This is a genomic window from Pseudomonas sp. LBUM1669 (assembly GCF_059695705.1).
The window spans coordinates 3,554,628-3,581,085 of sequence record NZ_CP166784.1 but is presented as its reverse complement, the minus strand read 5'-3'; the positions used below and the strand labels follow the sequence as shown (position 1 = coordinate 3,581,085).

The window sequence follows — 26,458 nt, the reverse complement described above, 5'->3', positions numbered from 1 at the left end:
GAAAACTCAGCGCGGTACCAGCGGTAGAAAATCGCTGTTTGCCAGTTCCTTGCTGATGATTCCATGATGAATATCGATCTTCTGCTTCGGATCCTTGGCCTTGGCCATGGCCGATTCGTAGGTTTCGAAACGTTGTTCCCTGGTTTTAAGATGGGCCTGGGTGTAGTCAGTCTTGGCATCCTCTGCGCTCGCATAGTGAAAATGCCCGTACCACCAGGGTTGATTATCCTTATTCAACAAAACGTACTCCTGCATGAAGTCCTTGCGCCCGGTTTTCAGCTGAACCCGGTTGCCGATGATCCGCGCAAAAAGAGCATTACGCCGCAGCAGAAACTCCACACCCTCGCTGCTGGGCGGCCGGGCGAGGGTCATGCGGGTACGAAGTTCGGTCGCCTTGCTGTCGAGGACGCGCGCTTGATCCCGAAGTCCGCTGATCAGCGAAACGTCAGGATCCCGGCTGACCGGAGGGCTTTCGTGCTGCTCGAGGCTGTCGGCAAACCCGGTCAGTTTTTGTGCCTCACGTTGCAACTGCTCTTCGATTTCCTTGGGGGAACTGGCGCGTTGCGCGTAACCCTCGATCTTTTGCACGTGCTTATCGACATCGGCCAACGCCTTGCGCGCTTCACCTTTGACCTGCTGATACGGGCGTGAGGCCTTGGGCGGTAAGGGCCTGGATTCGACAATTTCTACCCAGACATTGGGCTCGTGTTCGTGGAACGAGGCCAGTGGCTTCTCTTCAAAAGGACCGTTGATGTCGACAATGTCCCCTCCCTGGTTGGCGATTCGTTGGCGAAGATCGCCGATCAACGTGCCCTTGGTAGTTTTGATCACCCGCTTGCGACTGGACCCTGAATATGGATGTTTCACCGTCGGCCTGCTGGTTCCTGGTGCAGTACTGGGCGACTCGTCAGGTTGTGGCTGCAGTTGAATGGCATCCGCCAGCCGTCGCTCGGCATCGATACGCAGCTGATCAATGAGCCCGCGCAGACGATTGAAGGGGTGTGTCTGCAACTCATCGGTACTGAAAATGCCGATCGCCTCAAGACCGTCCTGAGCCTTGTTGTATTGATCGACCAGGTGGTCCAGAACGGCGATTCGGTCGCTGTTGGAGTAGGTGTGCTCCGTTTGCAGTTCGGCATGCGAGCGAGACAGCAACAGCAGGGGGTCGAGGGTCTGTTCGAGAACCGCCATGGTGCTGCTTCCAAGCACCTTGAGACTGAGTATTCGCAAGACACTCAGTTGGTAGGATTTGATGCGCAAAGCCGTCATTTCATCTACGGGCCTGTTGCCGGCAAGACGCTTCCAGTATTCGATGCCCGTGCGAGGGATTTGCTTGAGTTCCTGAAGTCGGCTATCGACCTGCTCAAACAGCTTGATCATGGTTTCGTTGATTTCAGAGGTTTGGCGCATGTAGTCGAAGTACCGATCCAGCAGCACTGTGCCTTCGGTTTTCAGCGTCTCATGCAAACGCCCTATGCCTTTTTTCAAGTCCGCGAAGTGACGATCCAGCGCCTCGCGCTCCAGGTCAGTGATGACGATCTGTTTACGAGTGTTGTTGATCAGGTTTTCCGACAAACTGCACAGTTGCACCGGATCCGGGTCGGATTTGGTCAAATCGCTCAGCTCCCTGATTTCGGCCAACAGCGTGGCGTAGGTTTCGGTCTGTTTGCCCAACTCATCAAAGAACCGTTGTCTGTACGTGGCACGATCGACTTCAGTGGTGGCGGGGTCGTTTTGTTTCAGCTGCATCAGGTTTTCGGCGATATCGACGCGCTTCTGCACCCGCGCTTGCTGGTCCACGAATTCCTGACGATTCACTTGCAGCAGGCTGATGCGTTGTTTTGTCATTTCTCGCTGGGCATTGATTCTCGTATTGCGCCCGCCGCCGAGCAGTTTCAGTCCCTGATCCAGGGTCCAACGGCCATCCCCATTGGTTTTGAGCTTGACCCCCGGATGGTCGGGGTGCTCTGGATGTAATAGATAAACCTCGCCGAACCCGGGCGTGATACTGACGCGAAACAGCAGGCCGGCAATGGTGGCGTGCCATTTGTTGTCGATCAGGTACAAGCCTTTGAAGGCACTGGTTGCAACGGGCTCTGGCAACGGAGTCGGCCAGGGAACCCGAATCTCCCGTAACGTATTGAATAACCGGGCTGATGCCGAATCACGGGCGTTCGACAGGTTGAAATCCACCAGGGTATTGCCACTGCCCGGTGGCTCGGACGGCAGCCCCGGTGTTTCCTGGGTGACGGTCGTCCCGGCGCGCCATGAGTACGCCTGCGAAGGACGGCGCAAGGGGGCGAGGGCGCCGGGCACTTGCATCGCCACGCTGTCGGAGAGCGGTGGGGCCCCATCCTCTCGGGCCACATGCAGAACCAGCAGGCCAATGTTCAACAACACATCGATCCATGCCTGGTTTCTTGCGTGTGGATCATCACTGTCCAGTACTGGAAGATCGGCGATCAGGCTGTGGGCGATTTGCAGCATCCAGCCGACCAGCATGGCGGGGCCGCGTAACAGGGGCAAAATGATGTTGTTGAACACCAGCCAACCCCCCTCGAGGATGATCGCCCAACGGCTCTCGGCATTGGACACCGATTGCCGGTCAGCCAGATCGATCAATGTGCGGGCGTTGCTCGCATACAGACTTGCCAGCAATCGACCTTCTTCCAGCGCGGTGAACCAGTCACCAGCTACTTCATCGCCTGCCAGGATCGCTGGATTCGGTTTTTCCGGACGAGTGAATTCGTCGCCCGCATGGAAGTGAACAATGTGGGGTTCGTTGAACCCGTTGTTGTCGTAGATCGGCCGGGCACGATCCGGCAGCCAGGTCAGCACACTGGATTGCAAGAGGCCGGCTTGAGCAATGGCATCGTGCAGGGCCTGACGAGTGGGGTATTGGTGCAGGGGTTGCGCGTACAGCGGTCGGTAAAGGATATGCGGGCCGACGGCATTCAGGTCTTTGGGTTCGATGATGAACATGTTGCTGACCACGTCACACGGGGCGCCTGCCTTGCGTTGAAACGCCAAGGGCCTGATAACGACTGCCTGCTCATCAACCATTCGCTCGGCCGCAAGCGCATGGAGCAATGCATCGACGTATCGATAGCCCAGGAGGTTGAAGCCGTGCTCACCCTTGATCGCGTGTTCAAGGGCTCGCAGTGGCAAATGCAGGCTCAGCTCCAGACCGAAGAGTCGCAGACGCTCCTTCGCCTCGGGGCTGTTCCCAAGCAGTTGGGCCTCGATGTATTCAGGGTAATGTTTTCCTACATCGACCCGGCTCACCAGTTCCAGCAGATAGGCCTCGGTGGTCCAGTCTTCAATCTGCTGGTTCTCGGTATGGCGGATGGTCATCCGGCCTTTGGGTTTGCTGGCGAGATTGTTGATCGCCAGATCGGTAAGAGACATTTTGACTGGTTCGATGTAGCCGCTGCCCAAGTCACCGACCGGCACATGAAACGTCAGCTCCAGTTCATCGGCCTTGTAGCCTGGCGCCAGGGGCTGGTCCTTGAGCATTTGCTCATGCAGTGCGTTGTTGGCGAACGTATGAAGATCAACGATATCGTCGCCTAACGAGCGACCCTGGGTCTGCTGTTTGACGCTGGCCATCGACAACGTGTGCTTGCGCCACGCCATACGCCCCGTGCTGCCTGTGTCCCGCAACCACGCGGGAATCGTTGCCTGTATCGATTGAAGGTGCGCCGGGTTGTTGTCGCTGCCGATAAACCGGGCGGCTACGTCGGTGATCGAATCAAAACGTTTTTCAAGGTCCTCCAGGCGTTGGAGTGCCGGCAGTTTGAGCGCCTCGAGATCTTCCAGTTGCTGGTTCAGGAGCAGGGCAGCCTGGGTGTCGAAGATATTGCCGTCCGGTTTAAAACGTTTCCATGTCATGGAATCAGACATGAAATGTTGCTGAAAACGCTCTCCCCACGACATTCCAAAAGCGTCCAAGGAAGGGAAAGACTCGATGCTGCCGGTCACGCTGCACAATAAATGGGTATCACCGCAGATCACCAGGATGTCGGGAGTTTGCACCGTGATAGAGACGTCCCTTTGGGTCAGTGTGGTTTGAAGCGTGCAGGCTTCAATGATGCCTTTCTCCCAAGGTCGCTGAAGGCGTTCCCGGTTGTCTGGTTGGCGGGCCAGTTCCATGAGGATCTCTGCCTGTAACGCATGGGTTGCTGACAGGCGCGTAGCGGAGGCTTTCAACTCGCCAGCGAGCAGATCCCCCAGCCATTGCCAGCGGCTCACGCCCGTTTCGTCTTTCTCGTTCCAGCAGGTCGTCAATGATTCCTGGAAGCCGATGTAGAGAATGCCGGGTAATTCGCGGATGACCGTCGCGATCACTTGCATGTCGGGCTGCCGGACTGTCGTTTTGTCGACAGTGAGCTTCGAAGGGGCACGGTTTGTGAAAAAACAGCTTCGACCAAATTTCTCGTTCAACTCGGGAAACGCACCACTGGCGAGGTATTCCAGTACCACGTCCAAAAGCAGCGTCAGCCGCCAGGCACCCCCCGGGATCGGTTGGGCAACTTTGGTTCGGTCAGGGTCGAACGCCAGTGTCGGGTATTTTTCCAGAATGCCGCTCTTGAGCATGCGGGCGGTTTGCGAGCGCAAGGTGGGGCGGGAATCGAATCGACTGTTGACCGCGCGCGCGATGATCTCGGCGGAGCCTGTGGTGGGTAGTGCGGCAGATGTCGGCATGATGCAATCCTTTGCATGAATGGCTCCTCAGCGTAATTCAGCGCCCCCGAGTATGTGCGGTAGCCGGTTACCGCACATTGATCGATCAGATAGGCCAAGGGACCCTTTCAGGCCGGAAACAAAAAAGCCGCAACCCGGGTTGCGGCTTTTTTCAGCCCCACAATTGATGCTGAACCCCTGTGGGGGTTATGAGGGATCAGTGCCGAGCACTACATTCAAGGCACTTCGCGCATCATCCAACTGCACCAGCGTTGCATGCCGCGCACCCAGCGCATCGCGGTTCTCGATCGCCGTCAGGATCGCCTTGTGCCGGGGCAGCGCCAGTTCATGCAGGTTCGGCCGCTGGTTGGAATGCTTCAATGCTTCGGCAATCGCCACCGACAGCATGTTGCACAGGTTGGCCAACAGATCGTTGTGGGTCGCATCGGCGATCCGGCTGTGGAAATCCAGGTCCGGCTGCAACAGCGCTTCAGGCGTCGGTGCGGCTTCCATGCGCTGGTAGGCTTCACCGATGGAGGCGATGTCCGCATCGGTCGCGAACTGCGCGGCGAGGGCGGCGGCAGCGGGTTCGATGATGCTGCGCACGCTGGTCAGTAAATCGAAGAACTCATTCTGCGGACTGCTTTGCATCAGCCAGTGCAGCACATCCGGATCGAGCATGTGCCATTCCTTGCGCTGCTTGACCACGGTGCCGACCCGCGGACGGGAATACACCAGGCCTTTGGCAACCAGCACCCGGGTGGCTTCGCGCAGCACCGGGCGGCTGACCGCGTACTCCTCGCACAGCAGGGCTTCAGCGGGCAGTTTGTCACACGGTTTGAAGCGCCCGGAAACGATCTGCATGCCCAATTCCTGGACGATGCGCGAGTGCATGCTTTTGCGGTCGGAGGGTTTGCGGTAATCCATGGGGAACGGCGCGATCCTGTGCGATGGAGATGCCGCGCATGATAACAGGCGCGGCGGGCAATCATCAGACCTGAAGTCGGCGATTGCTCTGTGGCGAGGGAGCAAGCTCCCTCGCCACAGGTTTTGCTGTGAATGCAGAGTTGCAGGGGTTAGTGAGAGTGGCGCGGGACTTCGGAGCCGCGGCAGCCGACCAGGAAGTCGAAATCGCAGCCCTGATCTGCTTGCAGCACATGGTCGATGTACAGCTGACGATAACCGCCCACGATCAGATTTTGCGGCGGTTGCAGATCCGCCATGCGCGCCGCCAGTTCAGCGTCCGGGATGTCCAGGTGCAAACGGCCGTTGGCGCAGTCGAGCTCGATCCAGTCGCCTTCCTTCACCGTCGCCAGTGGCCCGCCGGCCGCTGCTTCCGGGGCCACGTGCAAAACCACCGTGCCATACGCCGTGCCGCTCATGCGTGCGTCGGAAATGCGCACCATGTCCGTCACGCCCTGAGCCAGTAGCTTGGCCGGCAAGCCCATGTTGCCGACTTCAGCCATGCCCGGATAACCCTTCGGCCCGCAGTTCTTCATCACCAGAATCGAGTTGGCATCGACGTCCAGTTCCGGATCGTTGATCCGCGCCTTGTACATGTCGAAGTTCTCGAACACCACCGCACGCCCGCGATGCTGCATCAATTCGGCACTGGCCGCGGACGGCTTGAGCACCGCACCCAGTGGCGCGAGGTTGCCGCGCAATACGCAGATGCCGCCGTCGGCACGGATCGGATTGTCGAGGGTGCGGATCACTTCGTCCTGGCCGTAGATCGGCGCGTCCTTGGTGTTCTCTCCCAGGGTTTTGCCGTTGACGGTCAAGGCGTTCGGGTTGGGGATCAGATTGGCTTCACCGAGGCGGCGCAACACCGCTGGCAGGCCGCCGGCGTAGTAGAACTCTTCCATCAGGAAACGTCCGGACGGTTGCAGGTCGACGATGGTCGGCATGCCGCGACCGATGCGGGTCCAGTCATCCAGGTCCAGCTCGACGCCGATACGACCGGCGATGGCTTTCAGGTGGATCACGGCGTTGGTCGAGCCACCGATGGCGGCGTTGACGCGGATGGCGTTTTCGAAAGCTTCCTTGGTCAGGATCTTCGACAGCCGCAAATCTTCACGGACCATCTCTACCGCGCGCATGCCGGACATGTGCGCCAACACATAACGCCGCGCATCCACCGCCGGAATCGCCGCGTTATGGGGCAGGGACGTGCCCAGTGCTTCGGCCATGCAGGCCATGGTCGACGCGGTGCCCATGGTGTTGCAGGTGCCGGCCGAACGGGACATGCCGCCCTCGGCCGCGAGGAAATCGTCAATGGTGATGGTGCCGGCTTTCACTTGTTCGCTGAGCTGCCAGACCACGGTGCCGGAACCAATGTCCTGGCCTTTGTGCTTGCCGTTGAGCATTGGACCGCCGGTAACGACGATGGCCGGCACGTCGCAACTGGCCGCGCCCATCAACAGTGCCGGAGTGGTTTTGTCGCAGCCGGTCAACAGGACCACGCCATCAATCGGGTTGCCACGAATCGCTTCTTCAACGTCCATGCTCGCCAGGTTGCGGGTGAGCATGGCGGTGGGGCGCAGGTTCGATTCGCCGTTGGAGAACACCGGGAATTCGACTGGAAAACCACCGGCCTCGATCACCCCGCGTTTGACGTGCTCCGCGATTTGGCGGAAGTGCGCGTTGCACGGGGTCAGTTCCGACCAGGTGTTGCAGATGCCGATGATCGGCTTGCCGTGAAACTGGTGGTCGGCGATGCCCTGATTCTTCATCCAGCTGCGGTACATGAAGCCGTTCTTGTCGGCGGTGCCAAACCATTGGGCGGAGCGCAGGTTGGGTTTCTTATCAGACATGATCGATTCTCTTATTGTATGACTATATTGTTCGAGCTACGGCGTAAGATAAGCTCAATTTTGCCTGTTTGGAAGTGTTGTTGGCTAATTAGTAATACTATATAGTCGCTTTCAACGGAGGGATGGCCCTGGCAGTTTTTGCGAGAGGCGTCCCCCGAGGTTCTATAAAAACAACAATCGGAGACCGATCTCATGAGCCAGGAACTGCGGCTTATTCGTCGCATCACGCTGAAACTGATTCCCTTCCTGATCCTGCTGTACCTGATCGCCTATGTGGATCGCTCCGCCGTAGGTTTCGCCAAGCTGCACATGGGCGCCGACATTGGCCTGGGTGACGCGGCCTATGGGCTCGGCGCAGGGTTGTTCTTCATTGGCTACTTCCTGCTGGAAATCCCCAGCAACCTGATGCTCGACCGCTTCGGTGCACGGCGCTGGTTCGCGCGGATCATGGTCACCTGGGGCGCCATCACCATCGGCATGGCTTTCGTCCAGGGGCCGCACAGCTTCTATGTCATGCGTTTTCTGCTCGGCGCGGCCGAAGCCGGGTTCTTCCCGGGCGTTCTCTACTACATCACCCAATGGTTCCCGGTTCGCCATCGCGGCAAGATCCTCGGGCTGTTCATCCTTTCCCAACCCATCGCGATGATGATCACCGGCCCGGTGTCCGGCGGCTTGCTCGGCATGGACGGCATCCTCGGTCTGCATGGCTGGCAGTGGCTGTTCATCGTCATCGGCACCCCGGCGATCCTGCTGACGTGGCCAGTACTGCGTTACCTGCCGGACGGCCCGCAACAGGTGAAATGGATGGACCAGTCTGAGAAAGACTGGCTGACTGGCGAGCTGAAAAAGGACCTCGAGGCATACGGACAGACCCGTCACGGCAATCCGCTGCATGCCCTGAAAGACAAACGCGTGTTGCTGCTGGCGCTGTTTTATCTGCCAGTGACCTTGAGCATTTATGGCCTGGGCCTGTGGCTGCCCACCTTGATCAAACAGTTTGGCGGCACGGACCTGGTGACTGGTTTCGTGTCATCGGTGCCGTACATCTTCGGGATCATTGGTCTGCTGATCATTCCGCGCAGTTCCGACCGCCTGAATGATCGTTACGGGCACCTCGCCGTGCTTTACGTGCTGGGCGCCATCGGCCTGTTCCTCAGCGCCTGGCTGACGGTGCCTGTGCTGCAACTCGCGGCGTTGTGCCTGGTGGCGTTTGCGCTGTTTTCCTGCACTGCGGTGTTCTGGACCTTGCCCGGTCGTTTCTTCGCCGGCGCCAGTGCCGCGGCCGGGATCGCGTTGATCAACTCGGTGGGCAACCTCGGCGGCTACATCGGCCCGTTTGTGATCGGTGCGCTGAAGGAATACACCGGCAACCTGGCGTCGGGGCTGTACTTCCTGTCGGGGGTGATGGTGTGCGGGCTGGTGTTGACCGGCGTGGTCTATCGGTTGCTGGAGCGCAAGCATGTGCTGGCGGCCGACCAGTTCGCGGCCAGTGCCCGCGGCGCGACTCGTACCTGAGGATTTACACCGATCAACTGTAGGAGCGGGCTTGCTCGCGAAGACGGAGTGTCAGTCACCGTTTAAGTTGAATGTGACGGCCCCTTCGCGAGCAAGCCCGCTCCCACAAGGGGTTTGCGGTGTGTTCACGTTTTGTCTATGGGAGAAAATCATGCGTTTAGTGCAATTCGAATTGAGTAACGGCGAGCGCCGGGTAGGCGTGGTCGAGGAGGTGCTGGTTCGTGAAGTGCAGGACGCGCGGTCCGTCCGTGACCTGGCCCTGGCGGCGATCGAGGCGGGTGTCAATCTGCAGCAACAGGTTAAAGCCCTGGGCCTGGGCATCAGCCATGACTACGCAGAGCTGCTGGCGCAACTGCGGATCCTCCCTCCGCTGGATCACCCGGACCCGGCGCACATGCTGGTCAGCGGTACCGGTCTGACCCATCTCGGCAGCGCCTCGGCCCGGGACAAGATGCACCAGCAAGCCGGCGAGGAAACCGCGATGACCGACACCCTGCGTATTTTCAAATGGGGCGTGGAGGGCGGTAAACCGGCGGCCGGGCAGGTCGGTGTGCAACCGGAGTGGTTTTACAAGGGCGACGGCAGCATCGTCGTGCGTCCGGGCCAGCCGTTCCCGCTGCCGCCATTCGCCGAAGACGCGGGGGAAGAGCCAGAACTCAGTGGCCTCTACGTCATCGGCCACGACGGCAAGCCGTATCGCCTTGGTTTTGCGGTGGGCAACGAGTTCTCTGATCATGTGATGGAGCGCAAGAATTACCTCTACCTGGCGCATTCGAAATTGCGCAGTTGCAGCTATGGCCCGGAACTGCGGGTCGGCGAATTGCCCGCGCATCTGGCTGGCACCAGCCGCATCCTGCGTGACGGTGAAGTGCTGTGGCAGAACGAGTTCCTCAGTGGCGAGGCCAACATGTGCCACAGCCTGGAAAATCTTGAGTACCACCATTTCAAGTACAGCCAGTTCCTGCGTCCCGGCGACGTGCACATCCATTTCTTCGGCACCGCGACCCTGTCCTTTGCCGACGGCATTCGCACCCGACCGGGAGATGTGTTCGAGATCAGTCAGGCCGAGTTCGGCGCGCCGTTGATCAACGGGATCGCACCGGTTGAAGCAGCGTTCGAGCCCGGCACCGTCGGCACCCTTTAAAGGAGACACCCATGACCCGGATTCTTGGTCACAACTACATTGGCGGTCAGCGCAGTGCGACCGGCACCGTCAAACTGCAGAGCGTCGATGCCAGCACGGGCGAAGCACTGCCTCATGATTTCTTCCAGGCCACGCCCGAGGAAGTCGATGCCGCCGCCAAGGCCGCCGCCGCAGCGTACTCGGCATACCGTAGCCTGAGCGCGGAACGTCGCGCGCAATTTCTCGATGCGATTGCCGATGAACTGGACGCCTTGGGGGATGACTTTGTCGCGGTGGTCTGCCGCGAAACGGCATTGCCTGCCGGACGTATTCAAGGCGAGCGTGGGCGTACCAGCGGCCAGATGCGTCTCTTTGCCAAAGTGCTGCGTCGCGGTGATTTCTACGGCGCGCGGATTGATCAGGCCTTGCCGGATCGCCAGCCGCTGCCCCGTCCGGACCTGCGCCAATACCGCATCGGTCTTGGGCCTGTCGCGGTGTTTGGTGCGAGCAACTTTCCGTTGGCCTTCTCCACTGCAGGCGGCGACACCGCGTCGGCGCTGGCCGCCGGTTGCCCGGTGGTGTTCAAGGCTCACGGCGGCCACATGGCCACCGCGGAACAGGTCGCTGATGCGTTGATTCGCGCGGCGGAAAAAACCGGCATGCCGGCCGGGGTGTTCAACATGATCTACGGCGGCGGAGTCGGCGAAGCGCTGGTCAAGCACCCGGCGATTCTGGCGGTCGGTTTTACCGGTTCGCTGAAGGGTGGCCGCGCGTTGTGCGACATGGCTGCCGCACGTCCACGACCGATCCCGGTGTTCGCCGAGATGTCGAGCATCAACCCGGTGATCGTGTTACCGCACGCATTGGACGTTCGGGCCGACAGCGTCGCCCGTGACCTGACCGCTTCGGTGGTGCAGGGGTGCGGTCAGTTCTGCACCAATCCCGGTCTGGTCATCGGTATTCGCTCGCCGCAGTTCACCGCGTTTGTGCAGCAGGTGGCAGGGCTCATCGGCGATCAGCCAGCACAAACAATGCTCAATGCCGGGACGTTGAGCAGCTATGGCAACGGCCTGCAAAAACTCCTCGCTCACCCGGGCATCGAGCATTTGGCCGGTAGCCCGCAGCAAGGCCATCAGGCGCAACCGCAGTTGTTCAAAGCCGACGTCAGCCTGTTGATCAATGGCGATGCGGTGCTGCAGGAAGAAGTGTTCGGCCCGACCACGGTGTTCGTCGAAGTGGCGGATCAGGCGCAACTCAGTGCCGCGTTGAACGGTCTGCACGGGCAACTGACGGCGACCATCATTGGCGAACCCGCAGACTTCGAACAATTCGGCGAGCTGACGGCGCTGCTGGAGCAAAAGGTCGGACGGATTCTGCTCAATGGCTATCCGACGGGCGTTGAAGTCTGTGACTCGATGGTCCACGGCGGGCCGTACCCGGCGACTTCCGATGCGCGCGGCACGTCGGTGGGCACGTTGGCGATTGATCGCTTCCTGCGTCCGGTGTGTTTCCAGAACTATCCTGACAGCCTGCTGCCGGAACCGTTGAAGAACGCTAATCCCCTGCGAATCCAGCGCCTGGTGGACGGCAAGCCATCCCGCGACGCCCTCTAGCAGCCTCGCACATGACCCCCTGTGGGAGCGGGCTTGCTCGCGAAAGCGGTATGTCAGTCAACGTAGATATCGACTGATACTCCGCATTCGCGAGCAAGCCCGCTCCCACATTGGTTCGCGGTTATGTGTGATGTGCGACCGGCACAGACCTGCCCCCACATTGAGCTATCATTGCGTCTTTCCCATTCAAAGATTGACTGCCATGACTGCCGCAACCGACACCTTGCTCGCCACCCTCGAACACTGCGATATGGTGGAAATCGACGGGCTGCACGCCTTCGAATTCTCCCTCGATGAAGACGACAATCTGCACATCGAATGCATTGATGGCCGAGCGTCCAAGCACTGGGAGTTCACTCCGGCCGAGGTCAAGGCCGCGACCTTCGATTCAACCCTGCAAAGCTGGCTGATCACCGGCAGTTCCGGCGAGCATCGGCTGGTGTGCATGACCGCGTTCCGCGGTGATGACGACGAGGAAGAAGGGAACGAGAATGCATAAGCTTTGGCCGCTGTTGATGGCCGGCAGCATCGGCGCGATGGGCATTGAGGCGGCGTCGGCCGACGACTATCAGTTGCTGGTCGGCTCCTACACGGCGGGGCAGAGCCAGGGGATTTATCGCCTGACCTTTGACAGCGCCACCGGGCAGATCAACCCCAAGCCGCTGCAAGTGGTCACCAGTGAAAACCCCTCTTGGCTAACCGTTTCCAAAGATCAGCAGCGCCTGTTCGTGGTCAACGAAAACGGCCCCGGCCAGAAAGACCTGGTAGGGCGCGTCAGCAGTTATGCGATCGATCCCAAGACCCATGCACTGAGCCTGATCAATCAGGTGCAGAGCCTGGGCAACGAGCCAACACATTCGAGCCTCAGCGGTGACGCCAGTCATTTGTTCGTCAGCAACTATTCGGTGGTTGAAGACCCGGGTGGCACGTTGGCGGTGTTGCCGGTGGGTGCCGACGGCAAGCTCCAACCAGTAGTGCAGATGAGCAGTCACCCGTCGAGCCGGGTCAATCCGGAGCGGCAGATGTCGGCGCATGTGCATTCGACGGTTTCCTCGCCGGACGGCAAGTACGTGTTCTCCAATGACCTGGGCGCCGACAGGATCTTTGTCTACCGTTTCGACCCTAAGGCCAACCCGCAGCTGCCGCTGGTTGCCGCCACCCCGGCGGCCGTTCAGTTGCCGGCCGGCAGCGGGCCGCGTCATTTGCTGTTCAGCGCCGATGGCAAACATGCCTGGCTCACCATGGAAATGAGCGCGCAGGTCGCGGTGTTCGATTACCAGAACGGCAAGCTTGAGCAAACCCAGATGGTTGATCTGGCGGCGGGTCAACCTGTCTCCGACAAGGCCGCCGCTGCGCTGCACGCCTCGGCCGATGGCAAGTTCCTCTACGTCAGCAACCGTGGCACCGCCAATCAGTTACTGGTGTTTGCCATTGATGCTGCGACCGGCCACCTCAAGGAGCTGCAGCGTCGCTCGGTGGAAGGTGATCACCCGCGCGAGTTCAGCCTCGACCCGAGTGGCCAGTTCTTGCTGATTGCCAATCAAAAGAGCAACCAGATCGTCGTGGTAGAGCGCGATGCCAAGACCGGTCTGCTGGGTAAAACCGTACAGAAACTGCCGATGGATGCCCCAAGCGACCTCAAGTTTCTGGTGCGTCAATAGGCCGCAGGCCCCGGTTGATGGGGCCTGCATCCTAGTATTAATGAGACTGATATCTGCTAATGCTACAAAAGATTTCAAGGCGCCAACCTCGAAGGTTAAGTTTGCTCCACGGCCCCACCGGGCAAGCAAGCCAACTGAATCCGAGGAATACCGCCATGAACTTCAATCTCTTTTCCATCATCGCCGCATCCGCCATCTCTGCCACCGTCGCTCTGCCAGCCAGCGCCAACGTTGAAATCAGCGACAAAAAATCCCACGCCCAGAGCTACACCCAGAAATACCTGCAACAGAGCGCCAACTTCTACGCGGCACTGGATCACAAGACCCAAGCCTGAAATTCAAGCCCTGCACCTTTTATGCAGGAGCGAAGTCACTTGCGCCGATCGGGCTGAAAAGCGTCGAGAAACCTGAGTGATGTCGCTCCTGCATAACGCGTTTACGACAGCATCCTGTTTACTGCATCGGTTGCCTTTTGTGTGCCGACCTCCGCGTATTCCGCTTTTTTTCCTCCTCCGCAACCAATGCGCACACGTTCTGTGGTATTTTTTCGCCCGCAGGATGAAGCGTTCATTCTAATGAATATTCCGCGGCCTATAATGATGCTGTAGTAGCTTTAGTGTTGTGCATGTGTTTGTTGAATAAGCGACAGTGCAGAAAACATGGTTAACTTGTTGTGGTTTTTTTTGTGGATAACAAACGATATATAACCTGCGGATTTAGAAGAGTGGATGCATCATGACGTGCACGTTAACAGTCGCTGTAGTGATTCCAAGCTACAGGGTGTGCAGGCACATTCTGTCTGTTATCGAAAATATCGGGACTGAAGTTTGCCGGATTTACGTAATTGATGATTGTTGTCCTGACAAAACGGGCGACTTCGTCGAACTTCATTGTCAGGATCCTCGTGTGATCGTAATTCGGCACGCAGCCAACCAAGGCGTTGGTGGTGCTGTGATGAGCGGTTACCGAGCCGCCATTGAAGACAATATGGATGTTATTGTCAAAGTGGACGGTGATGGGCAAATGGACCCTCGATTAATCCCGGATTTTATTGCCCCTATTATCCTGGGGGACGCAGATTATACAAAGGGTAATCGCTTCTTCGATCTGGAAGAATTGCGGTCGATGCCAAAGATAAGGTTGTTCGGCAATGCCGCTTTGTCTTTCATGACGAAGTTTTCCTCGGGTTACTGGAATTTATTCGATCCTACTAATGGATATACGGCCATCCATAGAGACGTGGCTCGCCACTTGCCTTTTTCGAAGATCAGCCAGCGATACTTTTTTGAGACGGATATTTTGTTTCGGCTGAATATTTTAAGAGCGGTCGTTATCGATATTCCAATGGACGCAAAGTACGGGGAAGAGGTAAGTGGCTTGAAGGTCTCTAGAATAATGGGCGAGTTTTTTCTCAAGCACACAAGGAACTTCTTCAAGAGAATTTTTTACAGCTACTACCTGAGAGATATGTCACTTGCCTCTATCGAGCTTCCGATGGGCGTGATGCTGCTTTCGTTTGGAGTGATATTTGGTATTTATCAGTGGAGTTATTCAGCTAGCGCAGGCGTGACGACCTCCTCTGGCACGGTCATGCTGTCCGCTTTGCCAGTGATTATTGGCTTGCAGCTCATATTGGCTTTTTTGGGTCATGATATTAGCGCCGTACCTGATCGACCCTTCCACCGTCTCAAGCGATTTATAAAATCAGGAAAAAAAGGAGCTTGAAATGAAAGAAGAAGATAAGGCGTGGATCGACTATAAGAACACGTTTGCCGAGATGTATGATAATGCCAATTATACAAGCCCGCTACAGTCGATGGTAATGCGCGCCAGCCATAAGTTGACCGAAAAAAATTTTGACGAGACGAAACACTTCTCTCAAGTTCTTGAGGTTGGTGCCGGTACTGGCGAGCATTTTCCGTTCGTCAGGCACTCTTTTGACCATTATGTTTTTTCGGATCTGGACGCCAAGACGCTAGATCACGCTAAAGCAAAGCTGGCTGGGAAACTGGGGCAGAAAGTTTCTTTCGAAACCCAAGCCGGAGGCGAGTTGCTGTATCCGGATAACTCGTTTGATCGGGTCATAGCTGTTCATGTTTTAGAACATATCTACGAACCCCACCTTGTATTGAAAGAGTGGCGTAGAGTTCTAAAGCACGGTGGCGTTTTGTCAGTGCTTATCCCCACTGACCCGGGGCTGGCATGGCGACTAGGGCGACACCTTGGGCCGCGCAAGGGGGCACTTGCTCGCGGAATTGCTTATGACTACGTCATGGCAAGAGAACATGTGAACTCGTGTCATAACCTCATTGCACTCATGCGACACTACTTTACCGACGCAACAGAAAGTTGGTGGCCATTGCCCATCGCTTCAATCGATCTTAATCTGTTTTTCGTTTTTCATGCGGTTTTGGGTAAACAGGATGTGGCCTAGTGATTGTCTATGTCGTAGCTGTTTTGTGTGTTGTGGGTCTGGCGATTGGTCAAATTCTTTTCAAGGTCAGCTCTATTGCTCTTGAACGTGCAGGAACGTTTTTTCATTCAACCGTAATAACGTCGCTGTTCGCAGCAATGTGTCTATATGGGATTACCTCTGTCGCTTGGGTTTGGGTGCTTCAACGGGTTGACTTAGGAAGGGTGTATCCGCTGATGGCGCTGGCGTTCATTCTAGTGCCGCTGGGTAGTCATTACGCCTTCGGTGAGCGTTTTCAATTTCAATATTTCATTGGTGTCGCACTCATCGTGAGCGGCATCATTGTGGCGGTAAGGGCGTAAAATGAAGGCGGATTCAATTGCAATACTAGCGAATGCACGAAAATGGCCTTATCTGGTTTTTATAATATCCATCGTTTACTTTATTTTTTCGCTACTGATTCCTCCCTTTCAATCGCCTGACGAGTTTGATCATTTAAAACGTGCCTATTTATTATCTGAAGGGCAGATTATTCTGGATTCTCCGACAGGCGAGTCTTCTGGCGGAATGATCGACATCGGTTTGGCTTCATTCATCGACGCTTATAAAATGATTATAGCGAAGCCGGAAAGGAAACTTTCAGCAGATGAAATAGCTGAAGCGGACTCCATTCGCTGGGTTGGGCAGAGAACATTCAGTTCCGCACCGGGCACTGGTTACTACCTGCCCGTTTTATATCTTCCACAGGCGATTGGATTGAAAGTCGGGGAAGGGCTGGGTCTGTCGGTGGATTCTTCCTACCGATTGGCGCGGTTAAGCACGCTCATTATTGCATCGCTCCTGATATTCGTTTCCTTTCGATTGTATGCCCCATCTCCGTTGGTATTGGCGCTGCTGTTATTACCAATGAGCATTTTTCAAATGGCGTCTACCAGCCTCGATGTTACATCGACGGCGCTGGCGATTTTCGTCATATCTCTTTTTATGCGTTTGGCAAGAGAAGGGGAGAAATCCAGTCCTGCTCTTTTATTCGGTTTTGCGGGATGTGTGTTTTTTCTGGTCTCCAGCAAGATTCACCTTCTGCCTTTACTAGGCTTGTTGTTTTTTTTGGGGCTGTACACAAAAAACAAGAAGGGCCTGGTTGTGGGCGCTGTCGTGTTGTCGTGCGTGTTTATTTGGCTACTGATTGCAGTTAAATCCACGGTCGACTTGAGGGTCGTGACTGGATCTTCAACTTCGCAAATTGTTAGCTATTATCTGGTGCATCCATGGGATTTCTTCAAGGTTTTAGCCGCGACGATTCCAGGGTTTGGATTGTTTTATATTAATTCGTTCATCGGTACCCTTGGATGGCTAGATACACCGCTTCCTGCGGACGCCTACTCACGATTGTATATTCTCCTTTTTTGCGTTTTGCTGTGTTCGATTTCGTTCAGGGCTATTCGCGTTGAGCCATCTGCCAGGCTGTTGCTTGCGAGTTGCGCTGTTATTTCTGCCTTATTAGTTTTCTTTGCGCTATTGATCACGTGGAATGCCCATCCAGCGAACGTCATCCAGGGTGTGCAAGGACGTTACTTCTTGATATCCGCGCTTTTGCTGGCTTACGCATTGGGCGGGGGGTATGAGACAGAGCGTTCATTGTATTCAATGGCCGGCATCGTTGTTCTGACGATCCTGCTTCTGGTATCTACTTACAGCACTGCTTTTGCCTTGCTAGATAGGTACTACCTTGCCCGTATTCAACCCGTTGCAGCCCTTCAAACACAGATGCAAGTCAGTCCGTCGTTAACCGCCGAGAATCCGATCAGGCTAGCCTTTTCTGCAAAAAACAGAAGCGAATCCGTCGCACTGAAACGTGTGGGTGTTCTGTTTGCCACCTATGCAAAGAGCAACGTTGGAGAAGCGGAGCTACGTTTGTCAACGGCACTAGGTGAAAGGTTTGTTCAACGATTTACGCTGTCGGATCTTGCCGACAACCAGTACCGATACTTTGACCTCGAGGCTGGCCATTTCACGGCGGGGGAAATTGCTTCTATCTCCGGCGTAGGGGTTAGCGTGTGGGAAGGCCTAGCACAACCCGCCGATGCTAATTCGTGTCTGATTTTCGAATACATCGACGGTCGACGGATAACAACATTGGGCTGTCCTAAGCAATAGCAAATGGTGAGTCGGTAAAAACTCTGGGATCAACGAAGCTGATGGTTACTATGGAAAACCCTGAGTGGTTGTCACAGCTTTTTTGATCGATTCTGTGGGCTCTGAAACATGCCCACGGAGAACACCATGGCCAGCTCAATCATCACTTCTGCCAAATACGGCGCCTACCTGGCCATAGGTCTTTACGTGGCCTTGGTACTGGTCGTCAGCATTTCGGCGCAATCGCAGCACACGTTTGAAGCACCCGTTCAGGTCGCTTATCCCGCCATCCAGTTCGAACACCGCGCTCAAAACGTGGTGGCCGATCACGAAGACTTGGCGGGAGCGGCAGGGGCATGAAAGGGGGCAAACTCTGGGTCATCGCCTTCCTGGCGTTCATGACCAATGGCTCTTCCCTGTTGGGGATAGGGCAGGGCTCGGCGGGTTCCGTTGCACGGTCCATCGAAGCCAATCACAACCTTGCGCGTAACATCGAAACCGCAAAAGCTCTGGGGCTGTTGGCAGGTAATCCGCCCATGAAACGGCAAGACGATTTCTTCGGGCCGTTCCAGGTGGATTGCTCGGTAGTGGAGATGTGTGAGGTGTTCGCCTGAAAACGAGCGGCTATTGAGATCCATTGTAACGTAACCGCTCCATGAACCCCACATTCAAAGCCGCCAATTGATCCCGGATGCTGTGCTCCCGATTCCTTTCTGGAGCCCATCCGCCATGATGCGACCCGACGCAAAAGTCGAAAAAGTGTATCTGTACCCCAAGCCCGTCGACTTCCGAAAATCCATTGATGGCCTGGCTGCGCTGGTCGAGCTGGACATCAAGGTCGCCGTGTTTGACCCGGTGCTCTTCGTCTTCCTCAACAAACCGCGCAACCGCGTGAAGATTTTGTACTGGGAGCGCAACGGCTTCTGCCTTTGGCTCAAGCGCCTTGAATCTGAGCGATTCAAAACATCGCCCGATGCCACCGACGAGGCGATTGTCCTAACTGTTCAGGAACTCAACTGGATGCTCGACGGTTTCGACCTCTGGCGTAACCGTCCTCATCAGGTTTTGACGCCGTGATTCGTGGCCTGATTCGTTATAATCCAGGGCATGATTTCAATGCCCAAAGATCTTCCTGACGATCCTGCGCTGCTCAAGCAATTGCTAGAGCAAATGCTGCTTGAGCGCGAGTCTAACAAGGGCCGTATTGTTCATCTTGAAGAAGAAAACGCGCTGCTGCGTCAGCGCCTGTTCGGACGCAAGTCCGAACAAACAGCCGATCCGGCCACGCCGCAGTTAGCTCTTTTCAACGAAACTGAAAGCATCGCCGAACCCGTCGGCGAAGACGCTGAAGAAGAGGTCGTCGGTCCAGCCAGGCGTCGCGGTAAACGAAAGCCGCTGCCCGCCGACCTGCCACGTATCGAAGTCATCCACGAACTTCCCGAGGATGAACTGACTTGCGTTTGCGGCTGCCGCAAACACGCCATTGGCGAAGAAGTCAGCGAGCAGCTTGAAATCGTGCCGATGCAGATTCGCGTTATCAAACATGTGCGCAAAGTTTATGGCTGCCGCGATTGTGAGACCGCACCGGTCACTGCGGATAAGCCGGCTCAACTGATTGAAAAAAGCATGGCCAGCCCAAGTGTTCTGGCGATGCTGCTGACCACCAAGTACGTGGACGGTCTGCCGCTTCACCGTTTTGAAAAAGTACTAGGCCGCCACGGCATCGATATTCCGCGCCAGACCCTGGCTCGCTGGGTTATCCAGTGCGGCGAGCACTTCCAGCCGCTGCTGAATTTAATGCGCGATAGCCTGTTGGCCAGCCGTGTCATCCACTGCGATGAAACACGCGTACAGGTGTTGAAAGAGCCTGACCGAGAGCCGAGCAGTCAGTCCTGGATGTGGGTGCAAACCGGCGGCCCGCCAGACAAACCGGTGATCCTTTTCGACTACTCCACCAGCCGAGCGCAGGAGGTGCCGTCGCGCCTGCTCGAAGGTTATCGCGGCTACGTCATGACTGACGATTACGCGGGTTACAACGCGCTGGGAGCACAGGCCGGAGTTGAACGTTTAGGGTGTTGGGCTCACGCACGGCGTAAATTTGTCGAAGCGCAAAAAGTACAGCCCAAGGGCAAGACAGGACGGGCCGACATCGCATTGAAGTTGATCAGCAAACTATATGGCATCGAGATCGCCTACAAACGGAGTGGTGATGAGGCGCGGAAAAGAGGCCGCCAGGAGTTGAGCGCCAGCGTGCTGAGTCAACTGAAAGACTGGATGCTAAAGACGCTGCCGTACGTGACTACACAGAACGCATTGGGCAAAGCCGTCAGCTACTTGGCAAACAACTGGAACAAACTCGAGCGGTACGTCGAGGAAGGTTACTTGCCCATCGACAACAACGCCGCAGAACGTGCAATACGGCCGTTCGTTATCGGAAGAAAAAACTGGTTGTTTAGCGACACGCCAAAAGGGGCGACGGCTAGCGCTCAACTTTACAGCTTGGTCGAGACTGCTAAAGCCAACGGCCAAGAGCCCTATGCGTGGCTGCGCCACGCACTTGAGCGCCTGCCAATGGCGGCTTCGGTGGAAGATTACGAAGCCCTGCTACCTTGGAACTGCGCACCCCAATCTCATAGCTAACCGCACCGCCCACCTTTGACTAGGTGGGTTTTATGGAGCGCTTACAATCCATTGTGGCGAGGGCGTTTGTCGGAACGCCGCATCGCCCCGTTGGGCTGCGAAGCAGTCGTAAATCGGGCGACTCGGTGTGTCAGAAAGATTGAAGGGGGCTGCTTCGCACCCCAGCGGGAGCAAGCTCCCTCGCCACAGGGATTGTGCGTTACTTCTGCATCACGCCTACAAACAACTCTGACTCCAAAAACCGCTGCAACCACGCCTGCAACCGCACATAAGGCGTCTGCCCGAACCACTCGCGATCGACATGGGCGAATTGCCGTATGAACGGCATCAATGCCACATCCGCCAGACTCGGATGCTCCGCCAGCAGGTAATCGCGCCCCTCCAGCAACTCATCCAGCTTGCGCAAGAACACCTCACCCGCAGCGCGATAGGTTTCCATCGGCTGCTCGGGGTAACGCTCGGCGTACTTGTAGCGATTCAGATGCACCTTGAACGTCTGATCGTTCTCTTCAATCAGGGCGGCGATGTGCGCCTGTCCGGCTGGATCACCCTTGAGCAACCAATCCTGCGGATCGTTCTGCGCCAAGGCCCAGTGCATGATCGCCAGGCTTTCATCGATCACCTGACCGTCGACACTCAGCACCGGGACCGTGCCCTTGGCCGATAGCGCGAGCATCTCGGCAGGCTTGGCTTTCAGGCTGACCTCGACAATCTGCACTGCAACGCCCGAATAGCGCAAGGCCATGCGCGCTCGCATGGCGTAAGGGCAGCGGCGGAACGAGTACAGCGTATTCATTTCACCTCCAGGGTACTCAGGCCATTGCCTTGGCGGTGAACCTGAATCTGCACCGGAATCCGCTCATGCATTTCCTGCACATGGGAAATCACCGCGACCTTGCGGCCCTGGGCTTGCAAGCCATCGAGTGCGTCCATGGCCAGTTGCAGGGATTCCGGATCGAGGCTGCCGAAGCCTTCGTCGATGAACAGCGATTCGATTTTCAGTGTGCTGGAGGCCATCGACGCCAAGCCGAGCGCCAGCGCCAGCGACACCAGGAACGTTTCGCCGCCCGACAACGAATGCACCGAACGCAGTTCGTCGCCCATCTCGGTGTCCATCACCAGCAACCCGAGCATGCTGCCGCCGCGTTTCAGGCGATAGCGCCGCACCAGTTGTCGCAACTGCACGTTGGCGTGATGCACCAGCAAGTCGAGGTTATAGGCCTGGGCGATCTTGCGGAAAGTGTCGCCGGTCGCCGAGCCGATCAACGCATTCAAGCGAGCCCAACGCTGGTATTCGCTGTAGGCCTCGGCGATCTGCTGCGCCAGGGCCTGATTGGCGTTCTGCCGACGCTGATCCTCGGCCTGTTCGGCACGCAGTTCGGCGCAACGGTGTTCGCTGGCGGCGAACAGGTTTTGCAGGTCTGTCAGGGCCGTGGCGAGTTGCTCGGCGTCGAGATTGCCGTTGTGTTGCGCCTGATGGTTGAGCAGACGCTGATCCCGTTCCTGCAATCGCACGTTGGCCTGTTCGATGGCTTTTTCGCTTTGCTGCAAGTGCTGCCGCAGTTCGCTGACTTGCTGGTCGTCGACGCTCAGCAGCGCTTCCAGTCCGCCATCGTCGAGCTCCGGATGCAAGGCGCGCCAGTCGGCGATCTTTGCGCTCAGGTCGCGGTCTTCGGTTTCCAAGGCCAGCAGACGTTCTTGTCTGGCTTTTAGTTCAGCGGCCAGTTCGACTAACCGCGTGTGCACGGTTTGCAGTTCCTGATGGGCCGTTGCCTGGGCAGTGCGCGCCTGTTCGACGGCTTGATCCAGTTGCTGCTGCCAGTGTTCGGCGCTGCTGTGTTCGCCCAGCAATTGCGTCAGTCGTTCCTGGCAAGCCTGTTGTTGCTCGGCGAGGACGGTGAATTGCTGCTGGGCCGCTTCCAGTGCCTGGGCGCGGGCCAGTTGGCGATCCTGTTCTTTTTCCAGTGTCTGCTGACGTTGTTGCTGTTCGCCGAGCTCATCGCGCTGCTGGTCGAGTTGCTCCAGTCGCTGGGCAATCTGCCGGTCGAGTTGCATGAAGGTCGCGGCCGGTTCGTTGCGCAAGGCCTCCAGTGTCTCGGCCGGGAGCAGGGTGCTGAAGGCGCTCAGCTCTTCGTCGAGACGTTGGCTGTCACTGCCCAGCTCACGCTGCTGGTTACTCAAGTGCTGCGTCGCTTGCTGGCTTGCCGCTTCGGCACTGCGCAGTTGCTGCTGAAGGCGAGCCGCGTCTTGTTGCAGGGTGAGCAGGGCGGTCTGCCGTTGTTCATCCTGGGTGATGCTCTGGTTCAACTGGCTGTTTTGCTGCGCCAGCCAACTGTCGCGCTTGTTCGCGTCCTGGGCCAGCAGTTGCGTCGACAACGGATGCGCTTCGAGGCTCGGCGTCAGCCCCTGTTGCTGGATGGCGAGTTGCTCCTGTTGCTGCAACAGTTCTTTTTGCTGAGCAATCAAGCCGCCGACTTCGCCACGCAAATCGGTGAGTTTCTCTTTCAGCAGGTCGACGGCTTTCTGCGCGTTGGCCTGTTCGCTTTCATCGTGGCGACCGAGGCTTTGCAGCAACGCTTCGGGTTGATGATAAGGATGGTCGGGGCTGCCGCAGACCGGGCACGGTTGATCGTCCTGCAACTGTGCGCGCAGTTCTTCGACGCTGGCGCTGCGGGCCAAACGCTGACGTTCCAGCAGTTCGCGAGTGACGGTCAGGGTCTGTTCGGCGACGGCCAATTCGTTTTTGGCTTTCACACCGTCCTGGGTCAGGCGATCACGTTCCTGTTGGGCGCTGAGCTGGCGTTGCGTCAGCTCGGTGCTGCGCTTGTCGATCTCCTGCTGGCTGGCCCACAGCCGTGTCAATTCCTCGAACGCCCGCAGTTGTTTGCGGTTGTCCTGCAACAGATTGCCCAGCAGTTGGATCTGTTCGGCCACCGCTTCGGGTTCGGCACCGGCTTCTTTGTAGAGCACTTCCAGATGCTGCTTTTGAGCCGCCAGTTCTTCGCCGGTGCGGGCGGCGCTTTGCTCAAGGGCGGCCAGTTCAGCCTGGCCCTTGTTCAGGCGATTACCGATCAGCATCAGCTGTTGCAAGCGATCACGGTAGGCATTCCACGCCTCGCTCAACGGCGCTAAATGCGTGCTTTGCTCAAGCTCGCCGGCAATCCGCTCCAGACGTGCAGCCACCTGCTTTTGTTGCTCGAGCAAGCCTTGAATCGTGTTCTGCCCTTGAGTGCTGGCCAGTTCCGCTTGTTGCTTGAGGTCCGCACTTACACTGGCGTCTTTGACCAGCCGGGCGAGGGTGCTTTGCTCTTCAAAGGCCTGGCGCAGCAACGGAGCTTTTGCCGTGTGTTGGCTTTGGGCGTCGACCAGCGCGGTCTGCGCAACGCTCAAGCTTTGTTCGAGTTGCGCCTGACGCTTGTTCAACTCGGCTTGCTGCTGGGTGTAATGCTGAATCTGCACCGCCAGCGGGGTGAGCTGGGCGGTGAGTTCGGTCTTGCGGGCGAACTGGTGCCGTTGCGGGGCCAGTTGTTCCAGGCGATTGAGCTTCAACCGTTCGCCGGCCAGGCTTTCCCAGTGCTGCCGGGCGCTGGTCAGCTGCTCGGTGGCGCTCTGTTGCTCGTCCTGCAATTGACGCAGGTCCTTGAGCCAGGTGTGCTGCAATTCAAGCTGTTTGAGCTGCGCTTGCTGGGTCTTGAGTTGCTGCTGCGCCTCGTTGAAGCGCTCATCGAGTTCGGCTCGGGCTTCGGGGGACAGCGGCGTCACGCCCGTGGCCTGATCCTGCAACAACTTATGCGCTTCACGCGCCTCTTTAGCTTTGTCGAAGGCGCGGCGACCGAGGCGGGTGTACAGCGCGGTATCGGTGAGCTTTTCCAGCAGTTCGCTGCGTTCGTTGTCGTTAGCCTTGAGGAAGGCACTGAACTCGCTCTGGGCCAGCAGCACGGCGCGGGTGAACTGTTCGAAGTTCAGGCCCAGCACGGCTTCGAGCTGGGTTTTGAACTCGACTTTCTGGCTGGCCAGCAACTGATCCTGATCGATGTCACGCAGACTCTGACGGCTGGCTTGCAGCTTGCCGCCGGCCTTTTCCCGGGCGCGATTGGCTTCCCAGCGCGCGCGGTAACGCCGGCCATCGATGCCGACGAAATCTACTTCGGCATACCCTTCGCCGGTGCCACGACGCAGCAAGGTGCGCGGGTCGCCGGTGCTGATTTCGCCATCGGCGTCCGGCGCCTTGGCAGACACCTGGGCGTTGCTCAGTCGCGGAACGGCGCCAAACAGCGCGAGGCACAAGGCGTCGAGCAAGGTACTTTTGCCCGCGCCAGTCGGCCCGGTGATCGCGAACAGGCCGGCACTCGCCAGCGGTTCAGCGGTAAAGTCGATTTCAAAGGGGCCGGCCAGCGAGGCGAGGTTTTTCAGGCGGATCGCGAGGATCTTCATGGCTGTTCGCTCTCCATCTGCACATCCTGCAACAGCTCGGCAAAGTCCTTCAGCGTCTGCTCATCGACCTCGCTGCCGTAGCTGTCCTGCCAGGCGCGACTGAACAATTCCTGAGGCGTGAGCTGGTCCAGTTCGATCAACGTGGTGCCGTCATCGACGCCCTCGCGACTGCCGTTGCCGGCATATTCGGCGGCGATGCGCACCAGGCGCACGGCTTTGCCTTGCAAGGCGCTTTCAACCTGGTGGCGCAAGTCGGGTTGCGGCTCGTCGAGACGCACGCGAACTTCCAACCACGGCTGGCGCTGGATATCGGCCAGCAAATCGATATTCGGCAGGTCGGCCAGTTGCAAGAGAATCTCGGCCAGGGGCGCCGGACCGATGCGTTGCAGGTTGACCGCGCGGGGAATCAGTTTCGGCTCGACGCTGACCAGGGTTTCGCCGTCGAGTGTGACGTCGAGAATTTGATGCTGATAACCGATTTCCGAGAACGACAACGGAATCGGCGAGCCGCTGTAGCGGATGCGCTCTTCACCGTTGACCTTCTGCGGCTTGTGCAAATGCCCCAGCGCGACGTAGCTGATGCTCGGCCCGAACAGACTGGCGGGCAGGGCTTCGGCATTGCCGATGATCAGGCTGCGCTCGGAGTCTTCCGAAACGGACCCACCGGCCATGTGCGCGTGGCTGATCGCAATCAGCGCCTGACCAGGCTTGCGCTTGGCATTGGCCGCCTCGATCAGCCATTCATGAACCTGACCGATGCCGCGCAGGTAGTTGTCACCCAACTGCGCACCAGTCACTTCGGCCGGGCGCAAAAACGGCAGCGCCAGGCACCAGCCAGCGATTTCACCGCTGGCATCCGGCAACGGCAATAACAGCCGCTCGGCGTCCAGTTGACCGTCGTCGAGCCACAGCACCCGGCCGAGCGCATGGGTGCGCAAACGGCGCATCAACGGCGCAGGCAGTTCAATCCGCGAGCCGGAGTCATGGTTGCCGGCGATGATGACGATGGTCAGCAGCGGTTGCTGCTCGTGGGCGCTGACGATGAATTCGTAGAGGCGTTCCTGGGCTTTGACCGGCGGGTTGACCGTGTCGAAGATATCGCCGGCGATCAACAGCACATCGGGCTGGTCCAGCTTCAGTTGAAGCAGCAGCCATTCGAGAAAGCAGCCGTGCTCGAAATCACGGTCTTGGCCGTGCAGGTTCTGCCCAAGGTGCCAGTCGGAGGTGTGAAACAGACGCAAGGCGAACTCCGTAGGAAATAAGGTGATGGCCGCGTGGAAAATGAGGGCGGCGAAAGGGGAGAGAGTTTAATGGCAAAAGACCGGGGATGCTGAAAGCTTTGAAAGTTTGCCTATCGATTGTGTGGGGTTTCAGTATGGTAGGCAGCAGACCGAGGTGACGAGACGGACGGTGTAGCGCACTACCAG

The 26,458-nt window shown here is 57.7% G+C and carries 20 protein-coding genes; 14 read left to right on the top strand and 6 right to left on the bottom strand.

Annotated features, from left to right (window positions below):
* Positions 1 to 6: 6 nt before the first annotated feature.
* The 3 genes from ACA051_RS16575 to ACA051_RS16565 all read right to left on the bottom strand — a co-directional run bounded on the left by ACA051_RS16575 (position 7) and on the right by ACA051_RS16565 (position 7,496).
* The gene (locus ACA051_RS16575) at positions 7 to 4,704 is read right to left on the bottom strand and encodes a dermonecrotic toxin domain-containing protein (protein WP_497370921.1); all 4,698 of its coding nucleotides are present in this window, start codon (positions 4,702 to 4,704) and stop codon (positions 7 to 9) included.
* 186 nt (positions 4,705 to 4,890) lie between these two features.
* Positions 4,891 to 5,610 (bottom strand): FadR/GntR family transcriptional regulator, encoded by a 720-nt coding sequence (locus tag ACA051_RS16570; protein ID WP_094467649.1) that lies wholly within the window; start codon positions 5,608 to 5,610, stop codon positions 4,891 to 4,893.
* 149 nt (positions 5,611 to 5,759) lie between these two features.
* Positions 5,760 to 7,496: an IlvD/Edd family dehydratase gene (locus tag ACA051_RS16565; RefSeq protein ID WP_219097417.1), complete on the bottom strand. Its 1,737-nt coding sequence runs from the start codon at positions 7,494 to 7,496 to the stop codon at positions 5,760 to 5,762.
* 192 nt (positions 7,497 to 7,688) lie between these two features.
* On the opposite strand from ACA051_RS16565, the gene ACA051_RS16560 reads away from it, so the two are divergent.
* The 14 genes from ACA051_RS16560 (at position 7,689) to tnpC (ending at position 20,597) form a co-directional block, all read left to right on the top strand.
* A complete protein-coding gene (locus ACA051_RS16560) occupies positions 7,689 to 9,011 on the top strand; it encodes an MFS transporter (RefSeq protein ID WP_497370919.1) in 1,323 nt (440 codons plus the stop codon).
* A gap of 151 nt (positions 9,012 to 9,162) precedes the next feature.
* A complete protein-coding gene (gene araD1, locus ACA051_RS16555; RefSeq protein ID WP_497370917.1) occupies positions 9,163 to 10,155 on the top strand; it encodes an AraD1 family protein in 993 nt (330 codons plus the stop codon).
* An 11-nt stretch (positions 10,156 to 10,166) separates the two neighbouring features.
* Positions 10,167 to 11,747 (top strand): aldehyde dehydrogenase (NADP(+)), encoded by a 1,581-nt coding sequence (locus ACA051_RS16550; RefSeq protein WP_497370915.1) that lies wholly within the window; start codon positions 10,167 to 10,169, stop codon positions 11,745 to 11,747.
* Positions 11,748 to 11,949: 202 nt separating this feature from the next.
* The gene (locus tag ACA051_RS16545) at positions 11,950 to 12,246 is read left to right on the top strand and encodes a DUF5629 family protein (protein ID WP_497303212.1); all 297 of its coding nucleotides are present in this window, start codon (positions 11,950 to 11,952) and stop codon (positions 12,244 to 12,246) included.
* A complete protein-coding gene (locus ACA051_RS16540) occupies positions 12,239 to 13,408 on the top strand; it encodes a lactonase family protein (protein WP_497370913.1) in 1,170 nt (389 codons plus the stop codon). Before ACA051_RS16545 ends, ACA051_RS16540 begins: the two co-directional genes overlap by 8 nt.
* Before the next feature lie 155 nt (positions 13,409 to 13,563).
* The gene (locus ACA051_RS16535; RefSeq protein ID WP_010459844.1) at positions 13,564 to 13,743 is read left to right on the top strand and encodes a hypothetical protein; all 180 of its coding nucleotides are present in this window, start codon (positions 13,564 to 13,566) and stop codon (positions 13,741 to 13,743) included.
* A 400-nt stretch (positions 13,744 to 14,143) separates the two neighbouring features.
* Positions 14,144 to 15,133 carry a glycosyltransferase family 2 protein gene (locus ACA051_RS16530; RefSeq protein ID WP_497370911.1) on the top strand — a complete coding sequence of 330 codons (990 nt, stop codon included), beginning with the start codon at positions 14,144 to 14,146 and terminating at the stop codon, positions 15,131 to 15,133.
* A 1-nt stretch (position 15,134) separates the two neighbouring features.
* Positions 15,135 to 15,842, top strand: coding sequence for a class I SAM-dependent methyltransferase (locus tag ACA051_RS16525; protein WP_497370909.1), 708 nt, complete (start codon positions 15,135 to 15,137; stop codon positions 15,840 to 15,842).
* Positions 15,842 to 16,183, top strand: coding sequence for a DMT family transporter (locus ACA051_RS16520; protein WP_497370907.1), 342 nt, complete (start codon positions 15,842 to 15,844; stop codon positions 16,181 to 16,183). The genes ACA051_RS16525 and ACA051_RS16520 overlap by 1 nt, the downstream gene beginning before the upstream one ends.
* A gap of 1 nt (position 16,184) precedes the next feature.
* On the top strand, positions 16,185 to 17,978 hold the full coding sequence (locus ACA051_RS16515) for a DUF2142 domain-containing protein (RefSeq protein ID WP_497370905.1): 1,794 nt from the start codon (positions 16,185 to 16,187) through the stop codon (positions 17,976 to 17,978).
* A 126-nt stretch (positions 17,979 to 18,104) separates the two neighbouring features.
* Entirely contained in the window at positions 18,105 to 18,317 is a 213-nt protein-coding gene (locus tag ACA051_RS16510) for a hypothetical protein (RefSeq protein WP_497370903.1), read from the top strand.
* Positions 18,314 to 18,571: a hypothetical protein gene (locus ACA051_RS16505; protein ID WP_497370901.1), complete on the top strand. Its 258-nt coding sequence runs from the start codon at positions 18,314 to 18,316 to the stop codon at positions 18,569 to 18,571. The genes ACA051_RS16510 and ACA051_RS16505 overlap by 4 nt, the downstream gene beginning before the upstream one ends.
* Positions 18,572 to 18,686: 115 nt before the next feature.
* On the top strand, positions 18,687 to 19,034 hold the full coding sequence (gene tnpB / locus ACA051_RS16500) for an IS66 family insertion sequence element accessory protein TnpB (protein ID WP_497370899.1): 348 nt from the start codon (positions 18,687 to 18,689) through the stop codon (positions 19,032 to 19,034).
* A gap of 30 nt (positions 19,035 to 19,064) precedes the next feature.
* Entirely contained in the window at positions 19,065 to 20,597 is a 1,533-nt protein-coding gene (tnpC, locus tag ACA051_RS16495; protein WP_497370897.1) for an IS66 family transposase, read from the top strand.
* Between the two features lie 199 nt (positions 20,598 to 20,796).
* Here the strand turns inward: tnpC and ACA051_RS16490 are convergent, their stop codons facing one another.
* From ACA051_RS16490 to ACA051_RS16480, 3 genes are read right to left on the bottom strand one after another with little or no spacing between them, the layout of a single operon-like run.
* Positions 20,797 to 21,393 (bottom strand): glutathione S-transferase, encoded by a 597-nt coding sequence (locus tag ACA051_RS16490; RefSeq protein ID WP_497370895.1) that lies wholly within the window; start codon positions 21,391 to 21,393, stop codon positions 20,797 to 20,799.
* Positions 21,390 to 25,031, bottom strand: a complete 3,642-nt coding sequence (locus tag ACA051_RS16485; protein ID WP_497370893.1) for an AAA family ATPase — start codon at positions 25,029 to 25,031, stop codon at positions 21,390 to 21,392. The genes ACA051_RS16490 and ACA051_RS16485 overlap by 4 nt, the downstream gene beginning before the upstream one ends.
* Positions 25,028 to 26,272, bottom strand: a complete 1,245-nt coding sequence (locus ACA051_RS16480; protein ID WP_497303198.1) for an exonuclease SbcCD subunit D C-terminal domain-containing protein — start codon at positions 26,270 to 26,272, stop codon at positions 25,028 to 25,030. Before ACA051_RS16480 ends, ACA051_RS16485 begins: the two co-directional genes overlap by 4 nt.
* Positions 26,273 to 26,458: the final 186 nt, after the last annotated feature.